Origin of the sequence: Streptomyces novaecaesareae (genome assembly GCF_000716875.1) — a bacterium.
Lineage (GTDB): Bacteria > Actinomycetota > Actinomycetes > Streptomycetales > Streptomycetaceae > Kitasatospora > Kitasatospora novaecaesareae.
The window spans coordinates 47,476-59,515 of the sequence record NZ_JNWQ01000020.1 but is presented as its reverse complement, the minus strand read 5'-3'; the positions used below and the strand labels follow the sequence as shown (position 1 = coordinate 59,515).

8 protein-coding genes are annotated in these 12,040 nt (G+C 74.2%); 5 read left to right on the top strand and 3 right to left on the bottom strand.

The window, feature by feature from the left end:
- The first annotated feature begins 642 nt into the window (after positions 1-642).
- The 5 genes from OP86_RS10025 to OP86_RS10005 all read left to right on the top strand — a co-directional run bounded on the left by OP86_RS10025 (position 643) and on the right by OP86_RS10005 (position 7,542).
- A complete protein-coding gene (locus OP86_RS10025) occupies positions 643-1,587 on the top strand; it encodes a PAC2 family protein (protein ID WP_030258298.1) in 945 nt (314 codons plus the stop codon).
- Between the two features lie 179 nt (positions 1,588-1,766).
- Positions 1,767-2,768, top strand: coding sequence for an SGNH/GDSL hydrolase family protein (locus OP86_RS10020; RefSeq protein ID WP_051829908.1), 1,002 nt, complete (start codon positions 1,767-1,769; stop codon positions 2,766-2,768).
- A gap of 139 nt (positions 2,769-2,907) precedes the next feature.
- On the top strand, positions 2,908-4,215 hold the full coding sequence (locus OP86_RS10015; RefSeq protein WP_030061189.1) for a deoxyguanosinetriphosphate triphosphohydrolase: 1,308 nt from the start codon (positions 2,908-2,910) through the stop codon (positions 4,213-4,215).
- A gap of 68 nt (positions 4,216-4,283) precedes the next feature.
- Complete coding sequence (gene dnaG / locus OP86_RS10010) at positions 4,284-6,191, top strand: DNA primase (RefSeq protein WP_030061187.1); 1,908 nt, start codon at positions 4,284-4,286, stop codon at positions 6,189-6,191.
- Positions 6,192-6,312: 121 nt separating this feature from the next.
- Positions 6,313-7,542: an RNA polymerase sigma factor gene (locus OP86_RS10005; RefSeq protein WP_106973376.1), complete on the top strand. Its 1,230-nt coding sequence runs from the start codon at positions 6,313-6,315 to the stop codon at positions 7,540-7,542.
- 47 nt (positions 7,543-7,589) lie between these two features.
- Here OP86_RS10005 and OP86_RS10000 read toward each other — a convergent pair whose 3' ends face one another.
- From OP86_RS10000 to OP86_RS09990, 3 genes are all read right to left on the bottom strand, one after another.
- The gene (locus tag OP86_RS10000; protein ID WP_030258301.1) at positions 7,590-8,627 is read right to left on the bottom strand and encodes a helix-turn-helix domain-containing protein; all 1,038 of its coding nucleotides are present in this window, start codon (positions 8,625-8,627) and stop codon (positions 7,590-7,592) included.
- Positions 8,628-9,032: 405 nt separating this feature from the next.
- The gene (gad, locus tag OP86_RS09995; protein ID WP_030258304.1) at positions 9,033-10,436 is read right to left on the bottom strand and encodes a glutamate decarboxylase; all 1,404 of its coding nucleotides are present in this window, start codon (positions 10,434-10,436) and stop codon (positions 9,033-9,035) included.
- Positions 10,437-10,536: 100 nt separating this feature from the next.
- Positions 10,537-11,970, bottom strand: coding sequence for an FGGY family carbohydrate kinase (locus tag OP86_RS09990; RefSeq protein ID WP_030258307.1), 1,434 nt, complete (start codon positions 11,968-11,970; stop codon positions 10,537-10,539).
- Between the last annotated feature and the right edge of the window lie 70 nt (positions 11,971-12,040).

The following is a 12,040-nucleotide window of genomic DNA, read 5'->3' as shown; positions in this document are numbered from 1 at the left end:
GTCCTTCATCGGTCGGAGGGTGCCTCCCGCGCCGGGGTACGGCACGGGGTGCGGTGGACTGGTTTCGCCCCGGCCCGGGTCCGGCCGCCCGGGTGTCCGCGTACGCCGGAGGAGATCCGGTCGGGCGGGGCGGGGGCGGCGGCCCGGAACGGGCGGCGCGGGGTGCCGGAACGGACACGGGTCCTCGGACCGGTCCGGCGGGAAGAGCGAGGGGACAGTGTGCGTCCGCGAAATGGCCGAAGAGGAAACGAGAGCGCGAAGGGAAGCAGGCGGCCAGGTGAAGGCAAGGTGCGTCGTGGGGGCTGGCCGAGCATCGGACCGGGACGTGGTCGACGGCGTTACGGACGACGTGACGACGACGCGACGATGCGAGGCAGCGAGAGGACGATACCCGCCAGAAGGCGGTGCGTCACTTCGCGGCACGCGAATGGCCGCGCGGGCCGTTCGGCGGGGCTCGGGAGCGGGCCCTCGCACCCCTGTGACCAGGGCTTCTTCCGTCGGGTGCGATCATGGTCCGGAGGGGGCGGAGGCGGTCGTCGGAGGAGTCGTCGGGCGCGGCGGGAATTCCGGCGGCGCCCGGCACGCTGGACACGACGAGAAGACGGTCGGCCGGGACGAGTAGAGAACGGGGTTGGGTGCGCGGTGCGTGACTTCCAGGCGTTGTACGAGCTGGATCAGCAGGGCGTGGCCGCGGTGGCCACGGCCAACGCGCAGTTGCGCGACACCGGTGCCGGCCTGGTGCTGCTCCAGCACTTCGAGGGCTTCATGGACGCCGGGGAGGCCGGCGGCCAGGTGATGGACCACCTGCTGGAGACGGGATCGCCGCAGGTGGTGGCCCGTTTCGACCACGACCGGCTGGTCGACTACCGGGCGCGCCGCCCGGCGATGGTCTTCGACCGCGACCGCTGGACGTCCTACGACCCGCCGGAGATCCTGCTCCAGCTCGTCCACGACGCCGCCGGCGCGCCGTTCCTGCTGCTCACCGGCCCCGAGCCGGACGTCGAGTGGGAGCGCTTCGCGGGCGCCGTGCGCCAGCTGGTGGAGCGCTTCGAGGTCCGGCTCTCGATCGACTTCCACGGCATCCCGATGGGCGTGCCGCACACCCGCCCGGTCGGCCTGACGCCGCACGGCAACCGGCTCGACCTCGCGCCGGGCTTCCCGCAGTGGTTCGAGCAGGCGCAGGTCCCGGGCAGCGCCCAGGCGTTGCTGGAGTACCGGCTGGCCGAGGCCGGGCACGACGTGCTGGGCTTCGCCGTGCACGTCCCGCACTACGTGGCCCGCTCGGCCTACCCGGCCGCGGCCGTGCTGATCCTGGAGTCGGTGCAGTCCGCCACCGGGCTGGTGCTGCCCGGCACCCGGCTGCGCGAGCGGGTCGGCGAGGTCTACGCGGACATCGAGGAGCAGCTGACGCAGGGGGACGGCGAGTTGCGCTCGGCGATCCGCGGCATGGAGGGCCAGTACGACGCGGTGGCGGGCGCCGAGGGCCGGGAGAGCCTGCTGGCCGAGCCGGTGGACCTGCCCTCGGCGGACGAACTGGGCCGCCGCTTCGAGCAGTTCCTGGCCGAGCACGAGCGCGGCGCGGAGTAGCCGTACGGAGTGGGCGCCGGCCGCCGCCGACGGCTTCCTGCGGGGCGCGGATTCCCCTTGCGAGGATTTCGCGCAGGCGGGAGCCATCGGCGCCGGCCGCTCGTTGGAGGCGCAGGCGCCCGGGGGACGGGCTGCCGTGAGGAGCCGACCATGACTCGTCGTACCCCCGGGGGGATGCCATGCCGAGGACCGCACGCCCGACCGTCGCCGTGACAGCCGGGCTGGCAGCGCTGCTGCTGGCCGGGTGCACCGGCGGCGGCGGTTCGGACAGCAGCCAGGGGAAGGGCTTCGCGGGCGTGGTGCCCGGCCGCGCGCAGGCCGGCGCGACCGCGTCGCCGACCCCCACCCCGCCGCCGACCGGCCCGTACGTCGCGCTGGGCGACTCGTACACGGCGGGCATGCAGATCCCCCCGCAGACCGCCGAGCCGCGCGGCTGCGCCCGCTCCGGGGTCAACTACCCGGCCCTGGTGGCCAAGGGGCTCGGGCTGGCCGCGGACCGGTTCCGGGACGTCAGCTGCACCGGCGCGCAGACCGGGGACCTCACCTCGGCGCAGCACACCGGCAACGGCACCAACCCGGCGCAGCTGGACGCGCTGACCGAGCAGACCCAACTGGTCACCCTCGGGATCGGCGGCAACGACGCCGGTTTCACGGACGTCGTGATCGAGTGCGCCAAGGACAACCTGGTGGACGCGGTCAAGGGCGTCGTCAAGCAGACCCGCGCCGCCTCGCCCTGCCGCGACCACTACTCCTCCGGCGACGGCACCGACGAGGTCCAGCACCGGGTGGACGCCGCCGGGGACCGGCTCGGCCGGGTGCTCCAGGACGTCAAGCGGCGCTCCCCGCAGGCCCGGGTGTACGTGATCGGGTACCCGACGCTGTTCCCGGCCGACCCGTCGAGCTGCCAGCCGGTGCTCGGCGGGACGGTGGCCGTCGGCGACCTCGCCTTCCTCGCGGAGAAGGAGCAGCAGCTCAACGGCATGCTCAGGAAGCGGGCGCAGGACGCCGGCGCGGTGTTCGTGGACACGGCGGGCCCCTCGGCCGGGCACGACATGTGCGCGGGGGAGGACACGCGCTGGGTCGAGCCGCCGTTCCCGGCCCCCGGCCTGGCACCGATCCACCCCAACGCCAAGGGGCAGGAGGCGGTGGCCGGCGTCGTCCTCAAGGCGGTCCGGGGCTGAACCCCGCACCCGCCGGGGCTGAACCCCGCACCCGCCGGGGCGGGCACCCGCGCGCCGCGCAGCGTTCACGCCCCGGCCCGCGCCCCTTCGTGCGCGGCACACCCCGCGTGTCGGAGGCCCGGCGTACCGTGAACGTCATATGGACGACACCACGCACCGCCTCGCCGCCCCGATCCCGTACGACCACGCCGCCGAGGCCCGCTGGGTCCCCGAACCCGACAAGCGCCCCGGCCGTACGGCCTTCCAGCGCGACCGCGCCCGGGTGCTGCACTCGGCGGCGCTGCGCCGGCTGGCCGGCACCACCCAGGTGGTCGCCCCGATGCGCAGCGACTTCCCGCGCACCCGGCTCACCCACTCCCTCGAATGCGCCCAGGTGGGCCGGGAGTTGGGCGCGGCCCTGGGCTGCGACCCGGATCTGGTGGAGACGGCCTGCCTGGCCCACGACATCGGCCACCCGCCCTTCGGCCACACCGGCGAGGAGGCCCTCGACCAGGCCGCCGAGGCGTGCGGGGGCTTCGAGGGCAACGCCCAGTCGCTGCGCATCCTGACCAGGCTCGAACCCAAGCGCTTCGCCCCCCGGGAGGAGCCGTCGACCCGGCTCGCCCCCTGGCCCGGCCGCAGCGTCGGCCTCAACCTGAGCCGCGCCGCGCTCGACGCCGCCACCAAGTACCCGTGGACCAAGGGCGCCCACCCCGTCGACCCGCAGTCGCCCAAGTACGGCGTCTACGCCGACGACCTGCCGGTCTTCCGCTGGCTGCGGGCCGGCTCCCCGGCCGGGCGCAAGTGCTTCGAGGCCACCGTGATGGACTGGTCCGACGACGTGGCCTACTCCACCCACGACGTCGAGGACGGCCTGCAGGCCGGCCACATCGACCCGGCCGTGCTGCGCGCCCCGAGCGAGCGCGCCGAGCTCTTCAAGGTCGCCGAGCGCTACGCCCCCGACGCCGATCCGGAGGAGCTGTCCGCCGCCCTGGACCGGCTGCTCGCCCAGGAGTGGTGGCCCCGCTCGTACGACGGCACCGCCCGGGCCCGGGCCGGGCTCAAGGACCTCACCAGCCAGCTGATCGGCCGGTTCTGCCTGGCCGCCGAGCAGGCCACCCGCGCCCGCTACGGGCCCGGCCGGCTGACCCGCTACGCCGCCGAGCTGGTGGTGCCGCGGGACGTCCGGCTGGAGTGCGCGGTGCTCAAGGCGGTCGCCGTCCGCTTCGTCATGCAGCGCGACGAGCAGGCCCAGCTGCGGGCCCGGCAGCGGATCGTGATCGCCGAGCTGGCGTACGTGCTCACCCAGCGCGCCCCCGAGGGGCTGGACCCGGTGTTCGCCGCGATGTACCACGAGGCCGAGGACGACGGCGCCGCGCTGCGCACGGTCATCGACCAGATCGCCACCCTGACCGACGCCTCCGCCCTGGCCCTGCACGCCAAGCTCGTCGGCGCCGCCTGGGCGTGACGCCTGCCCCCGGTGCCCCGCCCGCCGACCCGGGCTCGAAACCCCGGCCACCCCAGTAGACTTCCGGGGTGGCCGGGCGGATCAGGGACGAAGACGTACAGGCGGTGCGCAGCGCACTGCCGATCGACGCGGTGGTCGGCGACTACGTACAGCTCACCAACGGTGGCGGCGGCGAGTACAAGGGCGTCTGCCCCTTCCACGACGAGAAGTCCGCGTCCTTCTACGTCAACCCCGCCAAGGGCGTCTTCCACTGCTTCGGCTGCCAGGAGAACGGCGACACCATCGCCTTCCTGATGAAGATCGAGCACTTCACCTTCGCCGAGGCCGTCGAGCGGATGGCCGCCCAGGCGGGCATCACCCTGCGCTACGAGGAGGGCGGCTACAGCCCCCGCCACCAGCAGGGCGAGCGCACCCGCCTGGTCGAGGCGCACAAGGTCGCCGCCGCCTACTACCGGGAGCAGCTGGCCTCGCCGGAGGCGGAGATCGGCCGCCGCTTCCTGGCCGAGCGCGGTTTCGACGAGGAGGCCGCGACGACCTTCGGCGTCGGCTACGCCCCGGCCGGGTGGGAGCACCTGGTCCGCTACCTGCGGGGCAAGGGCTTCACCGACAAGGAGATCCTGCTCGGCGGCCTGGCCTCGCAGGGCCAGCGCGGCGGCCTGATCGACCGCTTCCGGGGCCGGCTGGTCTGGCCGATCCGGGACATCGCGGGCGAGGTGGTCGGCTTCGGCGCCCGCCGCCTGCGCGAGGACGACAACGGGCCGAAGTACCTCAACACCCCCGAGACGCCGATCTACAAGAAATCCCACGTGCTGTACGGCATCGACCTGGCGAAGAAGGAGATCGCCAAGTCGGGCCGCGCGGTGGTGGTCGAGGGCTACACCGACGTGATGGCCTGCCACCTGGCCGGGGTCACCTCGGCGGTGGCGACCTGCGGCACCGCCTTCGCCGAGGACCACATCAAGATCATCCGCCGACTGCTGATGGACACCTCCCAGTACCGGGGCGAGACGGTCTTCACCTTCGACGGCGACGCGGCCGGCCAGAAGGCCGCGCTGCGGGCCTTCGAGGACGACCAGAAGTTCGCCGCCAAGACCTCCATCGCGGTCAGCCCGGGCGGCATGGACCCGTGCGAACTGCGCCTGGCCCAGGGCGACGAGGCCGTCAAGCAGCTGATCGACAACCCCGTCCCGCTGTTCGAGTTCGCGCTGAACTCGGTGGTGGCCCGGCACCGGGTGGACACCCCGGAGGGGCGCTCGGCGGCACTGGAGGAGGCGGCCCCGATCGTCGCCAAGATCAAGGACCGCTCGATCCAGCACGAGTACGCCGTCCGACTGGCCGGCATGCTCGGCATCCTGGACGAGCAGTTCGTCGTCCGCCGGATCTCCCAGCTGGCCCGCTGGGACCGCGAACGCCAGCAGAACCCGCGCGGCGCCGCCGCCCAGCGCCGCCCCGAGCCGGCCCAGCCGTCGCGCCCCGCGCAGCCCGCCTTCCGGCTCAACCCGCGCGACCCGGCCCAGTTCGTCGAGCGCGAGCTGCTCAAACTCGCGCTGCAGCACCCGGACCTGGTCAGCCCGGCCTTCGACCACTACGGCGAGGACGAGTTCCCGACCCCGCCGTACGCCGCCGTCCGCCAGGCCATCGCCAAGGCCGGCGGCGCCGCGTACGGGGCGACGATGCCGGACTTCACCAGCGCGGTGCGCGAGGCGTCCCCGGACGACCGGGTGCGCTCGCTGGTCACCGAGCTGACCGTCGAGCCGGTGCGCTCGCGCCGCAAGGCGGACGCCGTCTACGCGGGGGAGTTCCTGGTCAAGCTGCGCCTGCTGGCCGTCGAGCGGCGGGTCACCGAGGTCCGCGGCTACCTCCAGCGGCTCGGCCCCCGGGCCGACGCCGAGCAGTTGCACGCGGTGCAGACCGAGCTGTGGCAGCTCCAGCAGTACGGCGACCACCTGAAGAGCCGGGGCGCCGCAGGCCTGTAGTACCCGCTGCGCAGAAAGTCGGCGCACGAGTCTCGGCCACGGAGTGTGGCGTACCGCACACTGGAGGGCGTCCCACCTCCGTACAGCGCGGGTCCGCCAGAGTCGCGCCCGCCCCGAGGGGATGCCCGTGGAGCAAGGCCTCGCCGCAGCGACCACCACCAGAGCGACCGCCACCAGGACGAGAGCGAATCCCGCCGCACCGGCCGGGGAACAGGAGAGCGACCACGGCCGGGCCGGGGCGGCGCCCCCGGACGGCGCGCGGGCCCCGGCCGAGGGCCTGCCGGAGGGCCATCCGGCAGGCCCGGAACCCGAGCCCGAGCCCGCCATCGATGCCGATGCCGATGCCGATGCCGATGCCGATTCTGATGTCGATGCCGACACCGAGGCCGAGCGCGGCGTCGACGCGGCGGACGAGCGCCCCGAGCCGGCCGAGAACGGCGGACCGGCCGCCGACCTGCTGCGCCAGTACCTGCGCGAGATCGGCCGGATCCGGCTGCTCACCGCCGCCGAGGAGGTCGAACTGGCCCGCCGGGTCGAGGTCGGCCTGTTCGCCGAGGAACGGCTGAGCGGGAAGCCGCCGCCGCCCGACCCGCTGGCCGGCGAGCTGGACACCCTGGTGGTGCGGGGCCGGATCGCCAAGCGCCGGCTGATCGAGGCCAACCTGCGCCTCGTCGTCTCCGTCGCCAAGCGCTACATCGGCCGCGGGCTGACCCTGCTGGACCTCGTCCAGGAGGGCAACCTGGGGCTGATCCGGGCGGTGGAGAAGTTCGACTACACCCGCGGCTACAAGTTCTCCACGTACGCGACCTGGTGGATCCGGCAGGCGATGAGCCGGGCGCTGGCCGACCAGGCCCGGACGATCCGGGTGCCGGTGCACGTGGTCGAGCTGATCAACCGGGTGGTCCGGGTCCAGCGGGGCCTGCTGCAGGAGCGCGGCCTGGAACCGACGGCGGCCGAGATCGCCGCCCGTCTGGAGCTGACCCCGGAACGGGTGCGGGAGCTGCTCCGGCTGGCCCAGGAGCCGATCTCGCTGCACACCCCGGTCGGCGAGGAGGACGACGTCGCGTTCGGCGACCTGATCGAGGACGCCGATGCCGCCTCGCCCGCCGAGTCGGCGACCTTCCTGCTGCTGCGCCGGCACCTCGACGCGGTGCTGGCCACCCTGGGCGAGCGGGAGCGCCAGGTCGTCCAGCTCCGCTACGGGCTGGACGACGGCCGCCCGCGCACGCTGGAGGAGATCGGCGTGCTGTTCGGCGTGACGCGGGAGCGGATCCGGCAGATCGAGTCGAAGACGCTGGTCAAACTCCGCGACCACGCCTTCGCCGAGCAGCTGCGCGGCTACCTGGACTAGGGCCTGTCTTCGAACTCCCGTCTGCGGGTCGACCCCGGGGACAGACCCTAGGGCCCCGCCGACTCGGTCGCGGCGGCCGTCTCCGTCTCCGTCGGTGTGGCCGTCGCCGCTCCGGCCCCCGTGCCCGGCGGCGGCGAGGCGGGGCCGATCGGGATCGGGGTGGAGGCCACCACCGAGGCCAGGTCGGCGACGACACCCGTGCAGTCGTGCCCGGCCGGCTGGTACCCGCAGACCTGGAAGGTGACGGTCGGGTCCGCCGCGTTCAGCATCGCCGAGTAGTTGTCGTAGCCGTAGTGGATGAGCGCCGTCTCGCTGTCGCCGACGCCGTCGGTGATCGTCGCGTAGTCCTTCGGCTCGCCCTCGGTGATCGCCGCCCAGGCGGCCCGGCAGGTCTGGCTGTACCGGAGGTAGACGACCACCTTGCCGATCACCTGGGTCTGCAGCGTCCGGGCGTCCTTGCCGCAGCCGGTGGTCTTGGGGTCCTTGTGCGCGCAGCCGACGGCCTGGCAGGCCGGGGCGCCCGGGGCGGGCTTGGCCGCGGTGGTGACGGCGGGGCTCGGGGAGGGCTCGTCGGCGGCCGAGGCCTGCTCGTCGTGCCGGGAGATCCGCAGGCCGACCAGCACCAGCAGGAGCGCGAGCACCGCGGCCACCGAGACCAGCACGGCCGGGCGGCGCCACCAGGCGGTGGGGGCGGGCTCGGCGGGCTCCACGGCCACCGGCTCCGGTGCGGCGGGCTCCTCGGCAGCCGTCTCTTCGCGGGCCGGTTCCTCGACCGCGGCCACCACAGCCTCCGCGGCCTCGCCGGCGGCAGCCTCCCGGCCGACCGGCTCCATGGCCTGCCGCCACTGTCGGCGCAGCTCGGCGGCGTCGCAGTCCACCGTCCCGATCAGCGCCTCCAGCGCCTGCTCGGTGACCACGCGCTTGCCGTTCAGCCAGCGCTCCCAGGAGGCCCGGCTGTAGTGCGTGCGGGTGGCCAGCTCGGACAGCGAGAGGCCGGCGGCGTCCTTGATGGCCCGGAGGTCCTCCGCCAGGCGTCTGGCGGGTTCGGACAGCTCCTCGGGCAGCTGCTTCCAGGTGGAACCCAATGCGGCGCTCCAAAGTCACGAACGGGGGCGGGGGACGGGGCGGGCGGTGGGGGTCCGGCCCGGGCCGTTCGGTGTCTCCCCCTTCTCCAACCTCAGCGGCGCGGCGTCCCAAACCCCAGGTCATGGCGTTGAGACGGACGGAAGTGTCTCACAACACCAGGGAACCCTCGACCGGTCACGCGTTCGTCGTGCAGAGTTCCCTGGCCGGTGCGTTTCGTCGCCCGGCCGCTTCGTTCGGACAACCGGCCGGTCAGCCGTCGTCGGGTCCGACAGCGATCCCGGATTCCCCCACCGGTCGGGGCAGCCTCGCGGGGGGAGGCTGCCCCGACCGTCCGGGACACCCGGCGGGAGGGCGCGTCATCGTGCCCTCCCACCGGGACCGAAGCGCGTGGAGTGGAACGGGCCTCAGTGGTGGAAACCCGACCGGGCCGGCACCCCGAGCTCCTTGAGCGGGACGGGCTGGCGCCGCAGCTCCGGCAGCAGCCGGCGGAGGTCGGCCAGCAGCAGGTCGGCGAGGTCCCGGGAGAAGCCGTTGCGGCAGACCACCCGGAGCACCGACAGGTCCTCCCGGTTCGCCGGGAAGGTGTACGCGGGCACCTGCCAGCCGCGCTCGCGCAGCCGCCGGGAGACGTCGAACACGTCGAAGGGGACGTCCCCGTCGGTGGTGAAGGCGAACACCGGAACCTGGTCGCCGCGGGTCAGCAGCCGGAAGCAGTCCAGCTTCCCGATCTCCCCGGCCAGGTAGCCGGCCACCTCGCGGCAGGCGCCCTGGACGGCCCGGAAGCCCTCCCGGCCGAGCCGCAGGAGGACGTAGTACTGGGCGATCACCTCCGCGCCGGGCCGGGAGAAGTTGAGCGCGAAGGTCGGCATCTCGCCGCCGAGGTAGTTGACCCGGAAGACCAGCTCCTCCGGCAGCGCCGCCTGGTCGCGCCAGAGCGCCCAGCCGACGCCCGGGTAGACCAGGCCGTACTTGTGGCCTGAGGTGTTGATCGAGGCCACCCGGGGGAGCCGGAAGTCCCAGACCAGCTCGGGGTCGAGGAAGGGCGCCACCATGCCGCCGGAGGCGCCGTCGACGTGCACCGGGACGTCGATGCCGGTGCGCTCCTGGAACGCGTCCAGGGCCGCGCAGATCTCCGCGATCGGCTCGTACGAACCGTCGAAGGTGGAGCCGAGGACGCCGACCACGCCGATGGTGTTCTCGTCGCACAGCGCGACCGCCCGTTCGGCGTCGAGGTGGAAGCGCTCGCCCTCCATCGGTGCGGTGCGCGGCTCGATCTCCCAGAAGTTGCAGAACTTGTCCCAGCACACCTGCACGTTGACGCCCATGACCAGGTTGGGCCGGGCGCCGGCCGCGTAGCGCTCGGGGTTGCGGTGCGTCCAGCGGCGCTTGAGCGCCATGCCGGCCAGCATGCAGGCCTCGCTGGAGCCGGTGGTGGAGCAGCCGACCACGGTGTCCGGGTCGGGGGCGTGCCAGAGGTCGGCGAGGATCGCCACGCAGCGCCGCTCCAGTTCGGCGGTCTGCGGGTACTCGTCCTTGTCGATCATGTTCTTGTCGAGGCACTCGGTCATCAGCCGGGTGGCCTGCACCTCCATCGACGTGGTGACGAAGGTCGCGAGGTTGAGCTTGGCGTTGCCGTCCAGCATCAGCTCGTCGTGGATCAGCTGGTAGGCGGTCTCGGCCGCGACGGGGCCCTCGCCGAGCCGGTGCACCGGCGGGGCCAGCCGCATCGCGCCCAGCGGGTCGGCGGCGGCCGCGAACGGACCGATGCTCAGCCGGCGGTCGTCGCCCGCCCCCTTGTGCAGCGCCATGGCGTCCTGCCGCCCTTCGCCTCGGTGGCCGTGTCCCGTCCCACGCTGCCATCGGGCGTCGGGTGACGCATCTTCACCGGCCGCCGGCGCGGGCGGGCGGTCAGACCGCGGCCTCCGGGTGGATCTGGTCCCGGGCGGCCCGGTACTGCATGCGCACCGCCGAGCCGATCGCCAGGTCCTGCTCCCCGTCGGGCTCGACGGTCTCGGCGTCCGGCAGTTCCCACTCCGGCGGCTCCGGGGTGCCCGCCAGCGCCCAGGCGGCCTGCCGGGCGGCCCCGCGGGCGGCGTGCGCGCCCGGCGGCGGCACCACGACCGGGACGCCGAACAGCATCGGGGCGATGTGCCGGACGGCGGGCAGCCGCCCGGCCGCGCCGAGCAGGAACACCCGCTTCACCTCGACGCCCTGGGCACGCAGCACGTCCAGCGCGTCCGCGATGTTGCACAGCATGCCCTCGACGGCGGCCCGGGCCAGGTGCTGAGGGGTCATCGCCTCGGCCCGGAGCCCGGTCAGCGTGCCGGCCGCGTGCGGCAGCGCGGGGGTGCGCTCGCCGTCCAGGTACGGCAGCAGGACCAGTCCGTACGCGCCGGGGGAGGAGTGCAGGGCGAGGTCGCTCAGGCCGTCCAGGTCCTGGCCGAGCATCGCGGCGGTGGAGCGCAGCACCTGGGCGGCGTTGAGGGTGGCGACCATCGGCAGGTGCCGGCCGCTGGCGTCGGCGAAGGAGGAGACCAGACCGGAGGCGTCCACCACGGCCTCCTCGTGCACCGCGAAGATCGTCCCGGCGCTGCCGAGCGAGACCACCGCGTCGCCCGGGCCGAGGCCCAGGCCCAGCGCGGCGGCCATGTTGTCGCCGGTGCCGGCCGAGATCAGCAGGCCCTCGGGCGTGTGCCCGGCGGGCTCGGCGGGGGGAAGGACGTCGGGCAGCCGCAGCTCGTGGCCGAGCGCCAGCTCGACCAGGTCCTGGCGGTACTCGCCGGTGATCGGGGACCAGTACCCGGTGCCGGAGGCGTCGCCGCGGTCGGTGGTGCGGCGCTTGGGGTGGCCGAGCAGCTGCCAGACCAGCCAGTCGTGCGGCAGCAGCACCTCGGCGACCCGGCGGGCGTTGGCCGGCTCGAACTCGGCCAGCCAGCGCAGCTTGGCGATGGTGTACGTCGGGGCGGGCACCGCGCCGATCGCGGCGGTCCAGGCGGCCGGGCCGCCGAGGGCGTCCAGCAGCTTGGCGGCGGCGCCGCTGGAGCGCGGGTCGTTCCACAGGATCGCCGGGCGGACGAGCACCCCGCCCGCGTCCAGGCCGATCATGCCGTGCTGCTGGGCGCTGACGCCGATCGCCCGGACGCCCTCCAGCAGGCCGCCGGCCGCGGCGTCGCCGAGCGAGTGCAGCCAGACCTGCGGGTCGGCCTCGCCGGGGCGCAGGTCCTGGTCCTCGGGGACGGGGTGCGGAGCCTTGCCGGAGCGCAGGACGGCGCCGGTGTCCGCGTCGCACGCGACGATCCGGGTACGGCTGGTCGAGCTGTCTATCCCCGCGACGATGGCCATGTCGAGATCATGCCTCAGCCCGGCCCGGGACGCGTCCGGGCCGGGTGAGCCGTTGCCGGTTCGGAACCCT